Origin of the sequence: Ureibacillus endophyticus, assembly GCF_003628435.1 — a bacterium.
Classification (GTDB): domain Bacteria; phylum Bacillota; class Bacilli; order Bacillales_A; family Planococcaceae; genus Ureibacillus; species Ureibacillus endophyticus.
This window is the reverse complement of the sequence record NZ_RBZN01000033.1, coordinates 1-21,381: the sequence shown is the minus strand read 5'-3', so window position 1 is coordinate 21,381 and position 21,381 is coordinate 1. Positions and strand designations below refer to the sequence as shown.

The following is a 21,381-nucleotide window of genomic DNA, read 5'->3' as shown; positions in this document are numbered from 1 at the left end:
TTTTTGTCTTTCCCTCTGAACTTATACCACATATTATTATTGGATAGAACCTGTACTTTTCAGGGATGCTGAAACCTTCACCTTTACATCTGCATTTTTGTAAGCTTCTTTCCACTTCTCAGTACTCATTCTTTTATGATGAATCGTTTGAGCCTTATATTTTAAACCAAAGCCGATTGGATCAATGCCTTCAGATTGGAGTAGCTTCATAAATTTTGTTATTTTATCTTTCGCTTCTTTTTCCAACAGTTGGCTGTACTTTGGTAAATCACGCATATTCAATGCATTTTCCGATTCAGCTATATATCCAACTAATTTAGCATCGATTTCTAAAGAAACCTGATTATCCTTTTGTACCTTTACTTTATTTTTTGCTTTTATTTTATCTAGTCTTGCAACAAAAAGTTCATTTTCCTCATTTACTTCGATATCAGCCATTTGCACATTCATTGAAAGGGTATTAAACACTAATGTAGAGAGCGAATCCAATTCAAATGGGGTTTTTTTATCTTTTAATACAAAGGATTTATTTACTGTAAAGGTCGTTTTATTTTCACTTACTTGAACAATTGGTAAAATGGGATCCAAGCCATTATCCATCATTCTTCTCCGAAAATCGAATAAAAACGTAGTCACAATATAAGGACTTTCTGTGCCATTTCCATCAAAATAATTATACAGTGATGGGTAGGCTGCCGTTTCTCCCGCAGGAACCATTTTGACAATCTCTTCCGCATTCGGTCTCCCAACAGTAATCCAAGAAATTAGTTGAATATCCGGCCTTCTTAATAGAAAATCTAAAATTTCTTTCGTTTTATTGTTGTTGATGAGTTCTTCACCAATGACAATCAGCTTCATATGGCCAAAGTCTAGTTCTTTGTCAATATGGGTTTCTAACATTCGAATGGCTTCTGATAAAGTTTCCCCTTTTTCCACAAGGTAAGTGTAATTGGCTTCGGGATTTTGTTTAAAGGAGCTAGTAGGAACAAATAGTTTTAAAATTACTTTGTAAGGTTTATCTTTGTCTTCTGATAAGTCAATGCCAATCATTGAAACAAAAACATCTTTATCGACATCTTTAAATTCTTCACAGCCGGAGAGAAAAAACAATATTGAAAAAATGAATAACAATTTCAATTTACTTTGTATTTTCTGCATATTTCATCCTCCGCTTGATGTAAAAAAATACAAGTATCATACAGGGGAAAAATCCGGCAAGTATCATATAAAAAATACTCGAAAAACGGAACAATTGGCTTTCGTTAAGTGCTTGTACAAAATAAGTTGAAATGACTGTAAATATGGCAGGTGGAATTAAAATACCTATGTTAACATCTTTAACCTTAATTTTTTCAAAGGTAAATAAATATTTTAAATATTCCACGGCAACATGCCAATGGATGAGGATGCTTAAAAAGGCAATACATAAATAAAATAATAAAAATACAAATAATACCCGTTCAATTAAAGAATATTTCATACGTAATGAGTCGCTTGTTTGAAGCCATGGATACACGAGACTTTCAATTTCGGATGTACCATGAAAACCAATTGGGATAAAATACGTTGTAAATAACGTTAATATTGTAATAAAGAATATTGAAATAATTTGCTTCCATCCAAATTTTTGCTTGATGTTGAAAAAACGATTAAAAATAAAAAGATTACCCACTCCAAGAAATAAGTAAAAAGAAGATGTAAACGATTCTAGATTCGGCATTTGGTTAATAAACAAAGTTGCTTCTTTAATAAAATTCCAGTTAATATTTGCATCAGTAGAAGCTTTAAAAAAGATATATATTATTAATGGAAACGTTATTAGCATGATGATTTCGACTGTATAAAGTACTCGATCTGTTTTTATGAGACAACCTAAGATGACAGATAGTATAATAGAAAGACTAATGAGTATTATTGGCATTTCAGGTGTTAAGTAACGGATTAGAAGAAACGTAAACGTAATTAATGTAATCATCCCTGCTATAAACCAAACGACGGTCATTATCAAAATAAGTGGTACATAAAACCATTTCGCCGTCGTTTTTTTTAATAAATCGGGCAAGGTCATTCCAGGGAATTGTATAAAGAACTTTGCATATACGGTAATTATCAGTGTTCCTGTAATGGTTGCAAGTACCATGGCAGAAACGGACCCTTCATTATAATGCCTTAAAAGGATGGAAGGGACGGATGCAATAATATTAGCCACCATATTAATTAAGACGAAGTAGTAAAAATATCGACTCAAAGATGTCCCTCCGATCTTTCCTTATTTTTCTTATAATTATAGACTCTCAAGTAAGGCTCTCCGTAACTGTCCAAACTTGTTAAATACAAAATGAACACAAGGAATCCTAAAGTAAGTCCTGCTAATCCGAAAATACTTGTTATGACTATTAATAGAAGGCGGACAATACGAATCGCGAAGGCCATTTCATTTACTGGAATTACAAATGTAGAAATGGCTACTGCAGAGACGATGATGACCATAATATTGGATGCAAGGGAAGCTTCGGTCACCGCTGTTCCAAGAATTAACCCTCCAACTGTTGTAGCCGTTGCACTGACAGCCTTTGGGAGACGGATACTGGCTTCGAGTAATAGTTCCATGAAAAAGAGCATGAACAATACTTCAACAAAGGATGAAAAAGGAACGCCCATTCGACTTCCAGCAACGGTTAAAGCAAGTTCCGTGCGAAATACTTCTGGGGCATAAGAGGTAACCCCCACATAGATACTTGGTAGAAGTAGACTAATAAAAAATCCTAAATACCGAAGCAACCTTAAGAAAGTTGAAATAATCACGGTATGGTAATCGTCTTCCATTGTGTTCATAAAATCGAAAAATACGACAGGTGCCGCTAAACATTGGGAACTGCCATCTTGTAAAATCACGACTTTTCCCCCGGCGATATTATAAATAATACGGTCTGGCGGTTCTGTCATAATCATTTGAGGAAACAATGAAAAACGCTTATCATTCAAATAGTTATTAAACTGATTAGCTGCAGAGATAACTTGTTTATCGACCCTTTGAAGTTTCTCTTTAATTAATTTCAACGCTTGGGTATTCACCTTTTCCGTATCGTAAACAATCGCAACTTTTTGCTGATTGACTTCACCAAGGGACATATATTCGATGTTCAAGGTTGGTTGTCGATAGTAAGAACGGATTAAGTTTAAATTCGTCAATAAGTTATCACTTAACGCAATTTGCGATCCGTGAATGGTCATTTCTACCGAAGCAGATGAAACCTCATCGTTTTTCGATAATTTAAGATCGATTAAACATAATTCATTACCAATTTCCAATAAGATACTACCATTCATAATTTCTAGGAGAACTTGCTCTTTTGCTGGGACTTCCTCAAATTGTGGTAATGCTTGTACATAAAGTTTGAATTGCTCCATATTCGCCATTTCAAAAAAGGGTTTAATGATAGTTTTCTGAAGCATTTCATTATCAATCAAAGACTTGATGTACATATAGGCAATGTTTTTCTGTTCGTACTCTAATGTTTTTTGTACCAATTCATTTGTATGGCTAAATTGTTCATTGATCCACAAAAGAGTTTCCTGCGTATTCATACAGTTTTCTCCAATCTAATAGAGATAAGAATCCAAACTTAGTGTTTCCCACTATTGTGAAATAATGCATTTTGAGGGAAGAAAAAGTGTAATATAATATTTTCGGAAGAGGGGGAAATCATGGTAATCATCACGGAAAATCAATTGCTTGATGCAATAGAAAATTATTTTACAAAACATGGGTTTACTTTAATTTCGATGGCTAAAAATAACGAAAAGGGCATTGATATGGAGCTACTTAAAAACGGGGTAACGCTTCTAATTGAGGCAAAAGGGTCTATTGGCAATAAGTATGATACAGATCCATCTATTAAACCATTTTCGCGGAGTTTGGTTCGAGAATATGTAAGAAAGCAAATTACGAAGTTGATGGAGCGGGAGGAAAAGAATGGTGGTAACAATACATATTTTATAGCTGCTTGGCCCGAAACCCCACTATTCAGAAATGAAGTAAATAAAAAAGCAAAAGCATTAGCAAAATTGGGCTATCTACATATATGGCTTCAGGAGAATATGACGGTGAAAATTGAGGGACCTGGAGCAGAGAAGTTAATTGAATTGTTGGATGAGTAATATTCAAGGAAAAATATCATAGAATAATATTTTTAGTAAATTCTGTTTTTCTACGGACAAAGTGGAATATTGATAGAAATATCAAAAACATGCTAAAGACAATAGCGCTAACAACCTTTATTATAGTCTTAAAGGGGGAGTGTGATGGGGAATGATTGGGGGAAATGGCATACAAGAACGAGTATTATTGAAGCAAAACGACTCTGTGAATGTGGAGACGGAGAAGTATTAATTAAAGTTGATATAGAAGAGAGTTTTGACCAACCTTTAGGAAAAATTATCGCTCGATATCTCGAAATCAATTGTCCAAATAAATGTGAATAGTATCCTTATATAATTTAGTTACGCTTCAAATTAGCGTAGCTTTTTTATTTTATAAAAATTAAAAACTCCATGTCTCTTAATTTTGATTAAAAAGATATATAGAAAATAGCTAGTATAAAAAAATTGGAGAGGTGGAGCACATGGCAATTATTCGAGTTGAAAAAAAAGAAAATTACGTGGTATTAGATCGAGGGTTACTGAACGACGCAAGATTGAGTTGGAAGGCAAAAGGAATCCTTGCCTATATGCTGTCCATGCCAGATAATTGGGTTTTTTACGTAGAGGAATTAATGAAACATGGGTCAGACGGTGAAAGGTCATTCCGTTCGGGGTTTAACGAGCTGAAGAAATTTGGTTATCTCGAAAGATTCCCTGTCTATGAAAATCATCAAATCGTAAAATGGGAGACAATTGTCTATGAAGTACCCCAAAATTTACTTTCACAAAACGTCAATGTAAGCAACATCAATTCACATACGATAAACCAACAGAATGAAGCGCTACTAAATACTGACTTTAAACTAAATACTGAATTACTAAATACTGATAGTAAAGATATTGTCGAGTTCGCCATTCCATTCAAGGAAATCATCGACTACCTAAATAAACAAGCAAATACTAATTATCGGTATACCACAAAAACAACACAGAAGCATATCAAAGCAAGGTTCAACGAAGGCTTTACAGAAGCAGACTTCAAAACGGTTATCGACAAGAAAGTAAGCACATGGCTACACGACGAGAACATGAATAAGTATCTACGCCCTGAAACACTTTTCGGGACTAAATTCGAATCATACCTAAATGAAAAGGTGAGCGGGGAAATGGTGAAGAATGAGCGAGAGCCATATGTGTTTAGTGATGGGATAAATTTTTAAATATATTTAGAGCTGAATGTAGATTGTAGTCGAGTCCATTAATTTTAAAGAACTATATTAACATAGAGTATCACACGTAAAATTCAAGTGCTGAAAGAAGGTACTAGATTATTTTCAACTGCCATCTAATATGCTGTAGGTCGTTAATTTTAGGTTTTTACTGTAATGTAGATAAAAATTACTGTATTGATATTTATTTACAGATGAAATTATGTCACAATAATACTAGTTTTGTTATAGGAAGGGGCAAGTATATTTGAAAAAACTAGTATTTATCCTCTTAACATTGGTAGTTTCATTACTAACAGCATGTTCAGAGGAAGAGGCAAATTATGAAGATAAGACAGTAGAAGAAACAACCGTAGACCAACAAGAAATGGAAGACTTCACAGAAGAAATACCTTCAGATTTAGATGATTTTGAAAATGTCACAGCGGAAATGTGGCAAACGCTTAGTGATGATGTGAAAAATTTTTATGTTGAAGATTATTTTAATCAACGTGAAATAGATTTGGGCGATGTAAATGAGGCATTCATCGACCTTTTGGATTATCAAGCAACCTATAGAACTATTTCTGATTATCCAATAGATATTATGGTCATGGCAGTAGAAGAAGTAAGAGATGCACAAGAACAAACTCAACAATATTTGAATGAACTTGCGATTGGTTTAAAAAACGAAGACAAAGAACATGTTTTGAGATATTTTAGTGGAAAAGATTTTGTGACAAGTGATAGAGAGTATGAAGATCTTTTTGAAGTGGCAGACATGGATTTTCAATTTGATGTGAAAAAAATTAATGGCATCGATCTTCAAGAACTATCTAAGTATTTTCAATTTGAAGTTGAAATCACCTATTCTGTTCAATTTGATGATGAAGCTATTCAAACCTATGTAGAAAAAATGAATGCTAAAGGTTCTGGTGCAGACTCATTTTGGACTTCCATCTTTGACTCCAAAGACGGAGATATTATGAATAAAGTTGAAACCAAAAACATTATTTTCATAAAACGTCAAAATGGGGAAACTATTTACCATTTAGGGTACTATAGAATGTAGGTTTTATATGCATGATTTATTTGCACGCATTCACTTAATCGTGGGTGCGTTATTTTTAAATATATGAACTTCCAAATTCTGCAACCAATTATGAGAGGATACGTTGATAGTTGTAGAGTAAAAATATGGGAGGAATCATAGTGGAAAGTGAGAACATAGGAAGAGGTCTATTAATCTCAATTGGTATAATTATAGGGCTCTTTATTTTTAAAGAAATTTACTTTTACTTTTTCCCAGGAAAAATTAAGCCGTGAAAAGAACTTTAGCTAGCTAATTTTCTATCAATATAATTTATTTCTTTTTCCAAACTAGTAGGTATAGCAATGTTTTGAATAATGCATAAAGGGTAGGTCCCATTTAATATACGCTTACGAATGCAAATATGATTCATTAGTAATCCTTCCAAAATCTATTGTAAAATATTACTATAATTTTTTATTAAAAATATAGTTATTTTAGTAGTATAATAGTTTTCTGTAAATATATTCATTAGGGAGGAAGAAAATGTCTTTATATGGTCTTATAGTTGTAATTCATGTAATTGCAGCAGTAGTTGGGATGGGTCCTGCTTTTGCCTTTCCGATTATCAGCAAAATCGCGAAAAATAGAGAACAATTAATGTTAATGCATTTATTAATGGAGAAAATCGAAAAACCGGTGAAAATCGGTAGTCTTACACTATTAGTAACAGGTCTTATCATGGGTGCTTTAAATACATATTTATTCACACAAGCATGGTATATCACATCTATTATCCTATACTTTGTTGCTCAAATTTTTGTTATTGGCGTTTCTGCTAAAGCGATGAAACAATCAAATGCTTTATTAGAAGCAGCAAAAACAGATATAATTCCAGACTCTGTTTTAGCTTTAAATAAAAAATCAAATTCAGCATTAAACATTTCAAGTATTATTGCCGTAGTAATGATTATGTTAATGTCATTAAAACCATTTTAATAAACAAGTTTTTAACTATGAAAAAGTGGAAATTGGTACAGGTCAATTCCCACTTTTTTCGTTATATTAAATCAACCCCAACTTACAAAGCTTTACGATGGCTTCGACTCGATTTTGCGCATTCAATTTTTTTATGGCTGATTTAATATACTGATTGACCGTTAAATCACTGATTTGAATGGCAGCAGCTATTTCTTTAGTACTTTCTCCTAAGGCAACATGCTGCATGACCTCTAGTTCACGTTTACTTAATGGACAAATGTTATCCCCTTGATTTTTCGCCATAAAGAGTTCGCCCGTTAATCGACCGAATGATGTAAACGTTTCCAATAGAGTGCTGGACATTTGGAAATTTTCTTCAAACTCATCTCCGCAAATATAGCCAATGGACACATTACCATGAAAAATTGGCACGACAATGAATTGTTCTGACCCTTCCCTCGAGACATATCTACTCGGCATGGATGTTAAATAGTCGATCCCCTTTACATATTGTGCGCGGCGTTCTTGTAAAGCCTGCATAATAATCGGCACGTTGCGAAGATCTTCCACATAATGCGTAATAAATTTGTAGCCTTCATCTATGTTGATGGAGATAATGCCTTGTCCAATATGGCCCATTGGAGAATAACGAAGTAATAGACCATTTTTGACGGGAAAACTATGCAAATATAAATCTAGTATTTTTACAAATAACTCCTCATGTGACTGAATGGTACGTAACGATAAAAAAGATTTTGAAAAGGTAGTAGATAGTTGCAGAAAGATTCCCCCTTATTGAGTATAGATTACCTTAATTTAGGTGAATATTCAATATTTGCAATATTCAATATAATGAAGTTGTACTCGATAAGGGGGGACTAGTATGCAAAATCAAAAATATGTCGATGCAGTGGTTGTTGGTGCAGGATTTGCAGGTCTTTATATGCTTCATAAGCTTCGCGAATCGAACTTAAATGCAGTTGTCTATGAGGCAGGTACAGATGTTGGGGGTGTATGGTACTGGAATTTATACCCGGGTGCTAAGTGTGATATTGATAGCATCTATTATTGTTATACTTTTTCCGAAGAGTTATATAAAAAGTGGAATTGGACTTCCAAATACCCAAAACAAGAAGAAATATTAAATTACTTAAATTTTGTAGCAGACGAATTAGATTTAAGAAAAGATATCCAATTTAATACGCAAGTTTTAGGAGCAACCTTTGATGAAGAACATAACATTTGGAATGTCCAACTAAAAAATGGAGAAATCGTAAAGGCGAAATATTTTATTTCCGCAGTGGGCTGTTTGTCGGCAACGAATATACCAAAAATTGAAGGCTTCGATCAATTTGAAGGGGAAGCGTATCATACTGGAAAATGGCCGAGAGAAGGTGTCGACCTAACGAACAAACGAGTGGGTGTTATTGGGACAGGATCAAGCGGTGTACAAACTATTCCTGAGGTAGCGAAGGTTGCTTCACAATTAACGGTGTTCCAACGTACTGCACAATACGTTTTACCTGCAAACAATTATGATTATACGCAGGAATTTATTAACGAATCGAAAGAAAAATTTGAAGAAACTCGAAAACTCTTACACTATTCTCCATCTGGCAGTGCAATAATACCTCGTAATAAATCAGCCCTTGAAGATACGGCAGAAGAGCGTGAAGCCGTATTTGAAGAAGCTTGGAAAATCGGTGGGTTCCAAATGACGACCACTTATTATGATTTAATGGTCAATGAACAAGCAAATGAGTATGTGTCAGAGTTTATTCGTAAAAAAATAAAAAATATAGTGAAAGACCCAGTAACAGCAGAAGCATTGACACCAAATTACATGTATGGGGTAAAACGTCTAACATTAGGGACGGACTATTATGAAACGTACAATCGCCCGAACGTACGCTTAGTGAATTTACGGAAAACTCCAATTGAAAAAATTTCAGCAAAGGGTATTAAAACAACGACAGAAGAGATTGAATTGGATGTCCTTATCTTTGCAACAGGCTATGATGGTATGACTGGTCCTTTATTACGTATGGACATTAAAGGACGAAATGGCGTGTCGTTAAATGAAAAATGGGAAAACGGCGGGAAAGTTCGAACATTCCTAGGTTTAGCTACGAAAGATTTCCCGAATTTCTTCATGATTACAGGACCAGAAAGCCCTTCAGTACTAGTCGTGATGCCGATTGCCATCGAGCAGCATGTTGATTGGATTGTAGATTGTATCAATTATATGGAAAAACAAAACATTGATGCAATTGAGCCTTCAAAGGATGCAGAAGAGGCATGGAGCAAACATAATCGTGAAATTGCAGAGATGACTCTGTATACAAAAGGAGACTCATGGTATACCGGTGCCAACATTGAAGGAAAACCTCGAAGCTTCTTAATTTATCTTGGTGGCTTTGATAATTACCGGAAAAAATGCGATGCAGTTGCGGCTTCAGGTTATGAAGAATTCCAACTTTATTCATCTATACGGGAAATTTAAGGAGTGTGAGTAATTTGTTACTTCAAGATAAGGTAGCGATTATTACAGGTGCAGCACAAGGCATTGGCAAAGCAACAGCACTACTTTTTGCGCAGCATGGGGCGAAAGTCGTTGTGACAGATATCCAATTAGAAAAAGCAAAAGAAACCGTAAGCGAAATTAACGCAAATAATGGAGAAGCCATCGCGTTTAAAGTGGATATTACGTCAGCGGAAGATGTAGAACAAGTATTTGAGCAAACTCTAGCAACCTATGGGAAAGTTGATATTGTCGTGAATAATGCGGGCTTTATGGATAATTTTTCTCCTGTAGGTGACGTACAAGATGAGAATTGGTCGAGAGTAATTGATATTAATTTAACCGGCACGATGAGAATGTGTCGCGCAGCTGTACAAGCATTTTTACCACAGCAACATGGTACGATTATTAACTTATCTTCTGCAGCGGGGGTAGGTGGTTCCCCTGCAGGCGTGGCCTATACAGCTGCAAAGCATGGCATTATTGGGTTGACGAAAAATACGGCATTTATGTATGCGGATCAAGGGATACGTTGTAACGCATTGGCTCCAGGTGGGGTTAATACAGAAATGGGTACCGTATTTAAAAATCCACATCAGTTAGGGCAGCAAAAAGTAGGATCAGGCACAATGAATGCTCCAAAATTAGCAGAAGCACAGGATGTTGCAAATGTAATATTACTAGTTGCGAGTGAACAGGGAAGCTTTATTAATGGTGCAGTGATTCCAGTTGATGCAGGTTGGTTGGCATATTGATAGTAGTTCTGTAATAGATTAATAGAGTAAAAAATGAAAGCGATAACATAGGGGGAATAAATATGATTAAACGTGTACATCCGGATTTAAGAGATTTATTAGATGCATTTCCGCCATTAAACTTAGATTACCTTGATGCAGTGCGCGAAGGAATGGCAAATTCACCAACAGCACCGATTGAAGAGGATATCCATGTAGAGGACAAGTTCATTAATGGTCCAGATGGCAATTCGTTACGCGTACGAATTTATCAGTTAAAAGGACGAACAGAAACAGTGCCTGCCTTGTTATGGATTCATGGTGGGGGATATGTAATCGGTGTACCAGAGGGTGATGACGGACTTTGTCAGCGTTTCGTAAAAGAAGCAGGCTGTACAGTAGTGTCTGTTGACTATCGTTTAGCACCAGAACATCCATATCCAGCACCTCTAGAAGATTGCTATAGTGCATTAAAGTGGATTGCTGATAATAGCCAAGCATTAAATATTGACGCAAATCGTATTGGTATTGCAGGTGCGAGCGCGGGTGGGGGCTTAACGGCAGCCTTAGCATTGTTAGCAAAAGATCGCAAAGGTCCAAACCTCATTTTCCAAATGCCATTATATCCGATGATTAACGATTTAAATGATAACTTCTCGAATAAAGAAATTACAGGGAACTTCATTTGGAATTATAGTCTAAATGAAGCTGGCTGGTCGATGTATTTAGGTGATTTAAAGGGAAGTGAAAATATCCCTTACCACGCGGCGCCAGCTCGAGCAACGGTTGAAGATTTAAAAGGATTACCGTACACATACACTTGCGTTGGCCAACTGGATCCATTCCGTGATGAAACGTTACAATACGTAACGAAATTGGCACAAGCTGGTGTCGATGTTGACTTCCATTTATATGCAGGTGGATACCATGCCTTCGAGACATTAAATCCACACGCAGACATCGCAAACAATGCGGTTCAAGAATATATTAATGCGGTGAAATTTGGATTGAATCGAACAATTGAAGTAGAAGTAAAATAGAATTTAAAGGCTGTACTCTTCTTAAGAGTGCAGTCTTTTTTAATGGGGTTATAAATACCAATATTTTCATGGTAAAATAAATGTAATTTTTTAGTAGAGGTGAGTTTAGTTGAGCAAAGTAGAGCAAAGTACAAAGTTAGATTTAGAACGCATTGTTTTTATTGGGAGAACCTTTGAAGAATATTTAAAGATGTTCTCACTTTCAGAGGAAGAGCTACAAGGAAAGAACATACTAGATTGTCCAGCGGGTGCTTGTTCATTTACTGCTGTAGGTAGTAAATCAGGTTTAGATATCACCGCATGTGACATTGCTTATTACCATGCTAGTGAGGATTTAGAAAATAAAGGTCTTCAAGACATTGAGCACACCATGGAGCATATGGAAAAAGCTCTAAATAATTATAAATGGGATTACTTTAAGGATATAGAAGGTCTGAGAAAACACCGTATACGTGCCTTACATGATTGTGCAAATCATATGAGAGAATCCAACGAAAAATACGTTCCCGTTATCTTACCACTCTTACCTTTTAAAGATGAAGAGTTTGATATTCTTCTGTCAGCTCATTTTTTATTTATGTATGCGGATAGATTGGATGTTCAACTTCATCTTGAAACATTAAATGAGCTATTGCGGGTTACGAAAGGGGAAGTACGTATTTTCCCATTAGTTGATTTAGAGGGAAACCAATATGAGCATTTAGATAAAATCCTCCGTTATTTAGTGGAAAAGGGCTGTACCGTTGAAGAAGTGAAAGTACCTTATGAGTTTCAACTAAATGCGAATACGATGTTAAAAATTCAAAAGGGGTAGTCATGAGAGTGCAATGGATGTAAAAATTAACAGTATACAGCCCAAGCAATGGCGATACTACTAAACTTCAATTAATATTTGGCACATTATGGAGTGTCGACATACAATTTTTTATTTTCTTGGGAATGTTCCAGATATACAAGTAGATTCGAATTTATATTTCATATATTAGTAAAATAAAAAAGATAGTTGCTGTATAGAACAGAAACTATCTTTTTATATAATTTAATTAAAGGGGAGGGGAAAGGAAAGGTCTTCTAAATCTTCTTATCTATCACTTTTTTCAAGGGCCTTGTCAAACACTAATTCCGAGAAACCTCTCTTTTCTAATTCTTTATTATAATTACCCATACCACCCATGTAGAATCTTACGGAAACTGGTTTCCCTGGGATATTTGCGCCAAAAATCCAAGATTGCGTTTCACCGAATAATGAACCTTCTGATAATTTCAGACATAAATCGTACCAACCATCAACTGCTTCTTTTGTTGGTTCTGCAGTACGTAAATTATTATCGATTAAATATTTGATAAGATCTATCGCCCAACCTAGTTCTGATTCAATTGCAGGAGGGTTATTTGTAAATGAACTTAATGGAGCACGTGACATAAACATATTAGGGAAATCAGATTCCATAATTCCTAAATATGATCTTGATCCATTTTTCCACTTATCTTTTAAAACAACATTGTTACGTCCTATCATAGGGAATTTAGTGTAATTTCCATCCATTGCATCGAACCCTGTAGCGAAAATAATCACATCTAATTCATGTTCACCTTCTGTAGTACGGATTCCTTTCTCAGTAACTTCTACAATTGGATTCGCTTTAATATCCACTAATGATACATTGTCGCGGTTGAAAGTATAATAATAACCATCATTCGCACATGGTCGTCTTGCATATGGTTCTTTAGGTGTTAATTTCTCTGCAGTTTCAGGATCTTTAACGATTTCTTTAATTTTTTTCTTAATAAAATTCGCTGCGGCATCGTTTGCTTCACGATTTGTAGCAAGGTCATTGAAAACATGGTTTAAGAAATAGAAACCATTTCCTCGTTTCCATGCTTCTTCAAATTTCGCTTCGCGTTCTTCTTCCGAGTGATCCATCGCACTAATATTTGTATCTGGATAACCGAAGGCAGTGACGGAGTTTCTAACGGTATCCCAAATTTGATCATAATTCGCTTTAATTTCAGCAATTTCTTCTTCTGACTGCTTTCTATAGCCTAATGGCACATTATATTGAGCAGTACGTTGAAATACAGTCAAATGCTCTACTTCAGGAGCAATTGCTGTAATTAACTGAATACCTGTAGAACCTGTTCCAATTACGCCAACTTTTTTCCCTTTATAGTCGGCATTTTCTGGCCATTGTGCAGTATGATAATATTGACCTTTAAAGTTATCAATTCCAGGAATATTCGGTTTATGAACTGCCGATAAAAGCCCTAATCCACAAATTAAAAATTGAGCAGTATAAGTTTTCTCATGGTTGGTAGTTACTTCCCAATAAGATTCATCTTCATTAAATTTTACTTTCGTAACTTCTGTATTAAGTTTAAAATTATCCTTAATGTTGTAACGTTCAGTTACGTGTGTTAAATAGTTAAGAACTTCTTTTTGTGTTAAATAGTTATGTGTCCAAGTGTATTCTTGTAATAACTCTTTATCGAAAGAAAAGCGATAAACAAAGCTTTCCGTATCTGATAGGGCACCAGGGTAACGATTCCAGTACCAAGTACCACCAACATGTCCACCTTTTTCAAAAGCAATAACATCTAAATTAAGTTCATTTTTTAAGCGATGAACTGCATAAATTCCACTGAAACCTCCACCGATTACAATTGCATCAAAATCTAAATTTGCATCTAATTTACTCATATTTATTTTCCCCCTAATGTTATTATTTTTTAATGAATGCTAATAAGCGAGTTTCATAGCACTTTGGATTGAAAGGATGTACCTCACCACCTTTAATGTAAATGGATTCTTGATAAGTTGATTGTTTAATAGATTATTGAGCTGTATAACCACCATCAACAGCAAGGGATGCACCTGTGATAAACCTTGCCTCATCGGAAGCTAAAAATAGGACAGCGTAAGAAACATCTTCCGGTTTTCCTAAAAAACCAATCGGGTGCTTTTTAATTTGATTTTCTTTATACCCAGGCGAATTATCCGCTAATTGTTGAACTAAAGGAGTTAAAATTGTACCTGGGTGTACTGAGTTCACACGAATATTATCAGGGCCATATGTAATGGCATCTTTTTTTGTCATTAAAGTAACAGCACCTTTTGCAGCATGATAAGCTGTTAATTCATGTGACCCCACTAATCCATAAATGGAAGAGAAATTGACAATTGATCCTTTTCCATTCTTTTTTAAATAAGGAATTGCATGTTTAGTAGAGAAGAATACGCCTTTTACATCAACATTAAATACAAAATCCCATTCTTCTTCAGATAACTCATGAGTTGGTTTATCTACACCTGTTACACCAGCATTATTAATTAAAATGTCTAATTTTCCCCATTTTTCAACGACTTCTGCGTAAACAGTTTTAATACTGTCTTCAGAGGAAACATCCAATTTCCAAAAGTGAGCTTCACCTCCAGCAGCTTTAATATTTTCAACAACATCTAGACCTTGCTCTACATTTAAATCTGTAACCGCTACTTTTGCACCTTCTTTTGCAAATAATTCAGCAGTCGAGCGCCCCATACCAGAAGCGGAACCAGTAATAATAGCAACTTTATTTTCTAATCTTTTCATTTTTACTCTCCTATCTTAATTAGTAATTAATTTAATACCTCTACTTCATTTCTAACTTTTCGATAAGTATATTTAGATAAAATGATGCTAATTTCATAGAGAATGAATAGCGGAACGATGACTAAAATATCTGATATAAAATCAGGTGGTGTGATAATCACGGAAACTATTACTAAAATCATATAGGCACCCTTTCTATATTTAGTTAATATATCTGGGGTTAAAATTTTGATTTTAGTTAAAAATGTTACAATTGCTGGTAGCTCGAAAATTATCCCTAACGGCACGGTTAACATAAACAAAAATTTAAAGTATTTATCTACAGTAAATACGGCTTCAAACATGCTGTTGACCATGCCTAAAAGAAACTGTAATACTGTAGGGAAAATGATGTAAAATCCGAATGTTATCCCAAGGAAAAATAAGATGAAAAAAGAAGGGATAAACATAACGCTAGATTTTCTTTCTTCTTCAGTTAATCCTGGTGAAACATATTTCCACACATGATAAAAGAAAAAGGGGGTAGTGATACCGAGCGCTGCAACGGATGCAATACAAAAATATATCCAAATGATATCTGTAGGACTAAGAACAGCGAGTGGCTGTTCTATATCCTTTATTAAAAAGGCATAAATATCTTCTACAAAAAAGAAAGAAACGATTAAAAATACAGTGAAAAATATTAAAACAGAAATGATGCGCTTTCTTAATTCACCAAGGTGTTCGATAACATTCATTGTTTGATTTTCCAAATCTTTTCCTCCTTTCTTGAAATTTATTTTGCCTAATAATTTATTTTTCTTTTGGTGTTTCTACCGTCTCGTCAAATGATTCTGTAAGCTCTTTTGTTTCTTTTTTAAACGCTTTCAATGTTTGGCCCATGGCACTGCCAATCTCAGGCAATTTTTTCGGTCCGAAAATCACAAGTGCTATTACTAAAATTAAGATTAAACCTGGAATTCCAATCGATCCGATTCCCATATAATCACTCCTTGAATTTTTAATTTATTTTGTTAACGAAAACTTGTTACGATCTGTTGTAACAGCTACAGCAGCGACTACCACAATCCCTTTTACAATCTCCTGGATATAAGGATGAATACCTGTAATATTCATTCCATTTGATAAAACTGTAATTACTAAAACACCAATAATTGTTTTTTGAATACCGCCAATACCACCAGATAAAGCTGTACCACCAATAACGATTGCTGCAATTGAATCTAATAAATAGGGATCACCCATACGAGGTGTTCCAGCTCCGATACGAGCAGCTAATAGAGCTCCTGCTAAACCACAAAGAATACCTGAAATGGAGAAAACGATTACTTTTAAACGATTAATTTTAATACCAGATAGTGCAGCAACTTTTTCTCCACCACCAACTGCAAATACATTACGTCCAAAAACAGTTCGAGTGGAAATTAAGTACATGACAACAAAGCAAATGATGCCGAATAAGAATAGGTTTGGTATGCCAGGAATGAGAGCTCCTTGGGCTAAGTTACTAAAAGATTGATTAAAAAATGTAATCGGCTTACCTTGTGAAATGTAGTTGGATAAACCAGCAAAAGCAGACATCATACCTAAAGTAACTAAAAACGACGGAATTTTGAATATTGTGAAAATTAAGCCGTTAATCATTCCAGCAATCATACCAATCGCCATACCGACAAATACAGCCCATACACCCATTGTTGGGATAGTTAAAGCTGCAATTGTACCGCTTAATGTAACGATCGATCCGACCGATAAATCAATTGAACCAATTAAAATAACTAGTGTACCAGCAAGGGCGACAATTAATAAAATCGACATTTGCCGTAGTAAGTTTGAGATGTTATTGCCTGTTAAAAAGTTTTCATTCATAATTGAAAACACAACTACTAAAATCGCAAGAGCTAGAAACGGCAGAAGTATGTCTTTCAACTTATTCCAATTAAACTTCTTTTCTATTGGTAAGGATTTAATATTTTCCATACAATAAGATACCTCCTAAAAGTGATGGAGCTTCTTTAGAGTTAAACCATATGTTTAACAATATCGATCTCATGGGGCTTGCTCTCTACATCCGCTAAAATTTCGGCAGTAATTTTTCCGTCTTTCATGGTATAAATTCGATTGCACAGTCCTATTAATTCCAATAAATTTTCAGTACTAATGAGTATCGAAATACCTTGGCTTGTCAAATCACGGAACAATTTATAAATTTCTTGTTTTGCACCTACATCAATACCACGTGTTGGTTCTTCTACGATAATCAATTTAATATCATCGCGAATTAACCATTTGCCTAAGACGACTTTTTGTTGATTACCACCACTTAAAAATTCAATAGGTGTATCTAGAGAGTGTGTTTTTACACGCATTTTTTCTACCATTTTACTATTTCGGGATTTTTCATTTTTTAAGTTTAAAAATGATTTAATATAAACAGAAGGTGTAACCAAAGATAAGTTCCATTTCACTGAATGTGGTAAAATAACACCTTCTTCTTTCCGCTCGGGTGGAACATAGCATAATCCTTTTTTAACGAGTTTAGATAAATCATCCTTTTCTGTACTCTTGCCTAAAAATGAAATTTCACCAGTATCGGGTTTGATAATCCCAGCCATTAGTTTACTTAATTCGGAACGTCCGGACCCTAACATACCAGCTAGTCCTACAATTTCTCCAGCTTTGATATCTAGAGAAATATCTTCTAAACTATTATTGTAAGATACATTGTTCAGGCTAAAAACAATTTCATCTGTTGGTACTACTTGTAAATTCTCATGATAAAATTCCACATCACGTTGTCGTCCGACCATTAATTGATGAATATCATCTTCTGTTGTTTGCTCTGTAACAGGCATGGAAGTGACAACTTTACCATCCTTCATTGCGACCAATCGATCACATAATTCAATGGTTTCATTTAAGCGATGGGAGACAAAAATGAACGAAGCGTTTTGTTTATTTGATTTAATAATTTTCATGAAAATCTCTAGTTGATCCTTTGATAATGCTTCGGTAGGTTCATCCAACAAAATGATTCGTCGCCCATTGACTGTCGTTGTTTGCATTAATGATTTTGCGATCTCTAAAAATTGTCGAATACCAAGTGGAAGCGTTCCAGTAATGACAGTTGGATCTACATGTAAATTCAATTCATCAAAAATTTCTTTACATGCATTAATCATGGTTTTTTTATCTACTAAAAATTTAGAAGGCTGCCTTCCTAAAAACATATTTTCATAAACAGGTATATCGGAAATTAAATTTTGTTCTTGGAAGACCATACCAATCCCGTTTTCTGTAGCTTCAAGGGTATTTGAAAAAGAAACCGTTTTCCCAAGCCACTCTATAGAACCTTTATCTGCTGGGGTAACGCCAGCTAGAATTTTTAATAGTGTCGACTTACCGGCTCCGTTTTCGCCTACTAATCCTAAAATCTCGTTACTATATAAATCTAAATCTACGTTTTCTAATATTTTAGTAGGGCCGTAGCTTTTGTCTAAACCACGTACTTTTAAAATAATCTCTTGCATTTAAGTCCTCCTTAAATAGCATAGGCATGATCTATAAGAATTTCATTTTGTATTGGTTTTTATATAGTTCTGTAATGCGTTCGAATTCACCATTTTTCTTTGCCTCGTCATATTCAGGTGGTAGACCCATACCGCTTTCAACTTTTTGACCATCCCATAAATCCCATGGGTCAATAGGGTAAAGTAAAAGTTGTGGATCCCAATTATCAGGAGTTAAGACACGAGACATTTTTACCCAATCAAATCCAGTACCTTCACCTTCAAATAAACGTGTGTAGACCGCTTGAGCATTGTCTTTCGTTATGAATGCATGTTGATGGAACATCATACGCTCAGGTAAGCTCGGCTCCCATCCATTCATTTTATCGAAAATTTGAACTAACGCACTGCCACCTTGGTGAGCTGTAATCATTGCAGCACAACATAAAATATCACCGTTAATAATTGACTGAACTCCTTCTTGAGTCCCGTCCATACTTGCTACAGGAACTTTAATATTGCGTTCTTTCAATGCTTGTAAAATGCCTTGTGTTTGATCATCATTTTGACCGATTACGCCATCAAAGCTACTTGTAGAAACGAGTAAATCTTCCATTGCTTGTTTTGCATCAACGCGGTTCCAGTTTCCTGGTTGACCTACAACTAATTTAATATCTGGATATTCTTTTAAAGCCCTTTGGATACCAGCAGTACGTGCTTCATCTGAACTTGTTCCTGGGAATCCTGGAATATGAAGTACCGTTCCTTTTCCTCCTAGGTGTTCAAATAGATATGATGCAATTTCGTAACCCATTTGGCGACCATTATAGTCATTGTATTGAACATAATAATCACCCACATTGGAAGGCGTGAACCAAGCTGGTGTATTCCAAATATTTACTAAATATAATTGTTTACTTTGTGCTGTATTGGCAAATGTAGGTACTACACCTGCAGTAGGTGCATACGTAATAATGCCTTTTCCTTGATTAGTAGCAAGTTGATCAAGCTGAGATAATTGAATTGCACTATCTCCATCATGCTGTTGGAATAAATGTGTTAGGCCTAATGCAAGAGCAGCTTCTTGAACAGAATTATCGAACAGTGAGAAGTACGTATTTTCTAAGTTAAATGTTTGGTTTGCAACAGTACCTACATTGTATTTGCTATTTGAACCGCTTGTTGTAACTGATTGTTGATTAGAGTCTGAAGAACATGCTGCTAAAATCGATCCAGCACCACTAACTACACCTAACGCTAAAGTAGCTTTCAGTGATTTCTGTAAAAATTGACGACGGCTTAATTCTTTCTCAAAGTTTTTCATTTAATTGCTCCTTTCCGAAATGGACATTTTTTATAATTGATATTTCCTATACATCTATTTCTTAGTGAAATAGATTAGTCGTATTGTGCATCTGGCCATAAACGTAATTTATTTTCAGATTTTAAAGGTGAGCATGAGCATTCGTGATGAATCACATTATGATCATGTCCAGGAATAATCATTGCGTTATGAGCTTTTTGAAGTAATTTAATTTTATTGAGTGATCGGCGCCACTCGTCTCGATTTTCGTCAATCATTGAACCCATACCAGTATGGTAACTATCAGCCAAGTATAATGAATCTCCAGATAAAATGATGGTACCGCTATGTTCTAATTCAATCATCAGTCCCATCGTGCCCCAAGTGTGACCTGGTAAGCTAATAGTACGAATGCCCTTCATAATTTCTTGATCACCATACATGGTTGTATATTTTAATCCGCTAACGCTATAATCAGATGATAAGAAGAAATTGTGTGCATTTTTTCCATCTGCTTCTAGCTGAGCTACTCCATTTAATTCTTTTTCATGAACTAAAATTTGTGCATTTGTTCCAGCGAATAAACGGGCATTACCTGCGTGATCAGAATGTAGATGACTTAAAAAAACATATTTAAAGTCTGAAGGATCCAATTTTAATTGTTTTAATCTTGCTTCAAAGTATTCTTCGTCTGATGCCATTGTATAATCTGTTGTATCAACCCAACCTTGTGGCCATTCTTCCTTCCACCCTCGCCAAATAGAAGCATCGAACAACATTTTGCCATCTGGATGGTCTATAACGTAAGTGAATGATGGACAAGCATACCATTCGCGAGGCTTATTCTTATTGTGAATAGTTAATTGAGCACCTGCTACGAGAGCATCTCTATCAAGTCCGAATGAACCACATTGAACTGCTTTTACTGTAATTTTAGCCATTTTAATCACTCCTTTTGTCTTACACAAAAACATAAAGCAAATCGCATGCCAAACTATGAAAGCCTTAAAAAAGTCTATAAAAATATAAATTTTGTATCAAAAGAAACTTTTTAAGAGGTATGTTTTGATACAGTAAGTACAAAATTGTATCAAATTGATACAGGTAATTTGTGGATATAGTGGTGGATTTTAAAATAAATTTGTTTATACTATTAAGTAGTTAACTAAGTTAATTATGTTGTTAAATTAATTAAGTTAACGGTAGTGTCAAAACTTCTATGAAAAATTGAAAAACACAAGGTATTGGGCGATAAGTACTCTCCGAACGAGGGGACAATCGCTCTTGACAAACATTCCGAAAAGGTTGCGCCCATATTTTTG

The 21,381-nt window shown here is 34.9% G+C and carries 21 protein-coding genes; 9 read left to right on the top strand and 12 right to left on the bottom strand.

All coding sequences use genetic code 11. The annotated features are described in order from the left end of the window. Positions 1–36: 36 nt before the first annotated feature. From D8M03_RS12450 to D8M03_RS12440, 3 genes are read right to left on the bottom strand one after another with little or no spacing between them, the layout of a single operon-like run. A complete protein-coding gene (locus D8M03_RS12450; RefSeq protein WP_121215128.1) occupies positions 37–1,158 on the bottom strand; it encodes a Ger(x)C family spore germination protein in 1,122 nt (373 codons plus the stop codon). Next, the gene (locus tag D8M03_RS12445) at positions 1,139–2,248 is read right to left on the bottom strand and encodes a GerAB/ArcD/ProY family transporter (RefSeq protein ID WP_121215126.1); all 1,110 of its coding nucleotides are present in this window, start codon (positions 2,246–2,248) and stop codon (positions 1,139–1,141) included. The genes D8M03_RS12450 and D8M03_RS12445 overlap by 20 nt, the downstream gene beginning before the upstream one ends. After that, positions 2,245–3,588 (bottom strand): spore germination protein, encoded by a 1,344-nt coding sequence (locus D8M03_RS12440; RefSeq protein ID WP_121215124.1) that lies wholly within the window; start codon positions 3,586–3,588, stop codon positions 2,245–2,247. Before D8M03_RS12440 ends, D8M03_RS12445 begins: the two co-directional genes overlap by 4 nt. A gap of 120 nt (positions 3,589–3,708) precedes the next feature. On the opposite strand from D8M03_RS12440, the gene D8M03_RS12435 reads away from it, so the two are divergent. The 5 genes from D8M03_RS12435 to D8M03_RS12415 all read left to right on the top strand — a co-directional run bounded on the left by D8M03_RS12435 (position 3,709) and on the right by D8M03_RS12415 (position 7,380). Further along, the gene (locus D8M03_RS12435; RefSeq protein WP_121215123.1) at positions 3,709–4,161 is read left to right on the top strand and encodes a hypothetical protein; all 453 of its coding nucleotides are present in this window, start codon (positions 3,709–3,711) and stop codon (positions 4,159–4,161) included. Between the two features lie 144 nt (positions 4,162–4,305). Then, positions 4,306–4,485, top strand: coding sequence for a hypothetical protein (locus D8M03_RS12430; RefSeq protein WP_121215121.1), 180 nt, complete (start codon positions 4,306–4,308; stop codon positions 4,483–4,485). 140 nt (positions 4,486–4,625) lie between these two features. Next, on the top strand, positions 4,626–5,363 hold the full coding sequence (locus D8M03_RS12425) for a conserved phage C-terminal domain-containing protein (protein WP_121215120.1): 738 nt from the start codon (positions 4,626–4,628) through the stop codon (positions 5,361–5,363). Positions 5,364–5,619: 256 nt separating this feature from the next. Next, entirely contained in the window at positions 5,620–6,423 is an 804-nt protein-coding gene (locus D8M03_RS12420) for a hypothetical protein (protein ID WP_121215118.1), read from the top strand. A 504-nt stretch (positions 6,424–6,927) separates the two neighbouring features. Next, a complete protein-coding gene (locus tag D8M03_RS12415) occupies positions 6,928–7,380 on the top strand; it encodes a DUF2269 family protein (protein WP_121215117.1) in 453 nt (150 codons plus the stop codon). Positions 7,381–7,446: 66 nt separating this feature from the next. Here D8M03_RS12415 and D8M03_RS12410 read toward each other — a convergent pair whose 3' ends face one another. After that, entirely contained in the window at positions 7,447–8,049 is a 603-nt protein-coding gene (locus D8M03_RS12410; RefSeq protein WP_121215116.1) for a LuxR C-terminal-related transcriptional regulator, read from the bottom strand. Positions 8,050–8,245: 196 nt separating this feature from the next. Here D8M03_RS12410 and D8M03_RS12405 point away from each other — a divergent pair, with 196 nt between their 5' ends. The 4 genes from D8M03_RS12405 (at position 8,246) to D8M03_RS12390 (ending at position 12,471) form a co-directional block, all read left to right on the top strand. Next, the gene (locus D8M03_RS12405) at positions 8,246–9,865 is read left to right on the top strand and encodes a flavin-containing monooxygenase (protein WP_121215115.1); all 1,620 of its coding nucleotides are present in this window, start codon (positions 8,246–8,248) and stop codon (positions 9,863–9,865) included. 14 nt (positions 9,866–9,879) lie between these two features. After that, entirely contained in the window at positions 9,880–10,638 is a 759-nt protein-coding gene (locus D8M03_RS12400; protein ID WP_121215114.1) for a glucose 1-dehydrogenase, read from the top strand. A 62-nt stretch (positions 10,639–10,700) separates the two neighbouring features. After that, the gene (locus tag D8M03_RS12395; RefSeq protein WP_121215112.1) at positions 10,701–11,657 is read left to right on the top strand and encodes an alpha/beta hydrolase; all 957 of its coding nucleotides are present in this window, start codon (positions 10,701–10,703) and stop codon (positions 11,655–11,657) included. A gap of 109 nt (positions 11,658–11,766) precedes the next feature. Beyond that, on the top strand, positions 11,767–12,471 hold the full coding sequence (locus tag D8M03_RS12390; RefSeq protein WP_121215110.1) for an SAM-dependent methyltransferase: 705 nt from the start codon (positions 11,767–11,769) through the stop codon (positions 12,469–12,471). Positions 12,472–12,738: 267 nt separating this feature from the next. Here the strand turns inward: D8M03_RS12390 and D8M03_RS12385 are convergent, their stop codons facing one another. The 8 genes from D8M03_RS12385 to D8M03_RS12350 form a co-directional block, all read right to left on the bottom strand. Beyond that, positions 12,739–14,355: a flavin-containing monooxygenase gene (locus tag D8M03_RS12385; RefSeq protein WP_121215109.1), complete on the bottom strand. Its 1,617-nt coding sequence runs from the start codon at positions 14,353–14,355 to the stop codon at positions 12,739–12,741. Between the two features lie 133 nt (positions 14,356–14,488). Further along, complete coding sequence (locus D8M03_RS12380) at positions 14,489–15,247, bottom strand: SDR family NAD(P)-dependent oxidoreductase (RefSeq protein ID WP_121215107.1); 759 nt, start codon at positions 15,245–15,247, stop codon at positions 14,489–14,491. Positions 15,248–15,273: 26 nt separating this feature from the next. Beyond that, positions 15,274–15,999: a twin-arginine translocase subunit TatC gene (tatC, locus tag D8M03_RS12375; RefSeq protein ID WP_121215105.1), complete on the bottom strand. Its 726-nt coding sequence runs from the start codon at positions 15,997–15,999 to the stop codon at positions 15,274–15,276. Positions 16,000–16,039: 40 nt separating this feature from the next. Beyond that, on the bottom strand, positions 16,040–16,228 hold the full coding sequence (locus tag D8M03_RS12370) for a twin-arginine translocase TatA/TatE family subunit (RefSeq protein WP_121215104.1): 189 nt from the start codon (positions 16,226–16,228) through the stop codon (positions 16,040–16,042). Positions 16,229–16,252: 24 nt separating this feature from the next. After that, positions 16,253–17,227, bottom strand: a complete 975-nt coding sequence (locus D8M03_RS12365) for an ABC transporter permease (RefSeq protein ID WP_121215102.1) — start codon at positions 17,225–17,227, stop codon at positions 16,253–16,255. 41 nt (positions 17,228–17,268) lie between these two features. Beyond that, complete coding sequence (locus tag D8M03_RS12360) at positions 17,269–18,777, bottom strand: sugar ABC transporter ATP-binding protein (RefSeq protein WP_121215101.1); 1,509 nt, start codon at positions 18,775–18,777, stop codon at positions 17,269–17,271. 31 nt (positions 18,778–18,808) lie between these two features. After that, on the bottom strand, positions 18,809–20,080 hold the full coding sequence (locus D8M03_RS12355; RefSeq protein ID WP_121215100.1) for a sugar ABC transporter substrate-binding protein: 1,272 nt from the start codon (positions 20,078–20,080) through the stop codon (positions 18,809–18,811). Between the two features lie 74 nt (positions 20,081–20,154). Continuing rightward, positions 20,155–21,000, bottom strand: coding sequence for an N-acyl homoserine lactonase family protein (locus D8M03_RS12350; RefSeq protein ID WP_170148441.1), 846 nt, complete (start codon positions 20,998–21,000; stop codon positions 20,155–20,157). Positions 21,001–21,381 lie beyond the last annotated feature (381 nt).

Excerpts from the sequence above, each read along its gene's own strand:
- D8M03_RS12370 (WP_121215104.1), bottom strand. The coding sequence starts at position 16,228 with ATGGGAATCGGATCGATTGGAATTCCAGGTTTAATCTTAATTTTAGTA.
- D8M03_RS12405 (WP_121215115.1), top strand. The coding sequence starts at position 8,246 with ATGCAAAATCAAAAATATGTCGATGCAGTGGTTGTTGGTGCAGGATTT.
- D8M03_RS12450 (WP_121215128.1), bottom strand. The coding sequence starts at position 1,158 with ATGCAGAAAATACAAAGTAAATTGAAATTGTTATTCATTTTTTCAATA.
- D8M03_RS12365 (WP_121215102.1), bottom strand. The coding sequence starts at position 17,227 with ATGGAAAATATTAAATCCTTACCAATAGAAAAGAAGTTTAATTGGAAT.
- D8M03_RS12430 (WP_121215121.1), top strand. The coding sequence starts at position 4,306 with ATGGGGAATGATTGGGGGAAATGGCATACAAGAACGAGTATTATTGAA.
- D8M03_RS12395 (WP_121215112.1), top strand. The coding sequence starts at position 10,701 with ATGATTAAACGTGTACATCCGGATTTAAGAGATTTATTAGATGCATTT.
- D8M03_RS12415 (WP_121215117.1), top strand. The coding sequence starts at position 6,928 with ATGTCTTTATATGGTCTTATAGTTGTAATTCATGTAATTGCAGCAGTA.
- D8M03_RS12355 (WP_121215100.1), bottom strand. The coding sequence starts at position 20,080 with ATGAAAAACTTTGAGAAAGAATTAAGCCGTCGTCAATTTTTACAGAAA.
- D8M03_RS12435 (WP_121215123.1), top strand. The coding sequence starts at position 3,709 with ATGGTAATCATCACGGAAAATCAATTGCTTGATGCAATAGAAAATTAT.
- D8M03_RS12380 (WP_121215107.1), bottom strand. The coding sequence starts at position 15,247 with ATGAAAAGATTAGAAAATAAAGTTGCTATTATTACTGGTTCCGCTTCT.
- D8M03_RS12440 (WP_121215124.1), bottom strand. The coding sequence starts at position 3,588 with ATGAATACGCAGGAAACTCTTTTGTGGATCAATGAACAATTTAGCCAT.
- D8M03_RS12385 (WP_121215109.1), bottom strand. The coding sequence starts at position 14,355 with ATGAGTAAATTAGATGCAAATTTAGATTTTGATGCAATTGTAATCGGT.
- D8M03_RS12350 (WP_170148441.1), bottom strand. The coding sequence starts at position 21,000 with ATGGCTAAAATTACAGTAAAAGCAGTTCAATGTGGTTCATTCGGACTT.
- D8M03_RS12425 (WP_121215120.1), top strand. The coding sequence starts at position 4,626 with ATGGCAATTATTCGAGTTGAAAAAAAAGAAAATTACGTGGTATTAGAT.
- D8M03_RS12360 (WP_121215101.1), bottom strand. The coding sequence starts at position 18,777 with ATGCAAGAGATTATTTTAAAAGTACGTGGTTTAGACAAAAGCTACGGC.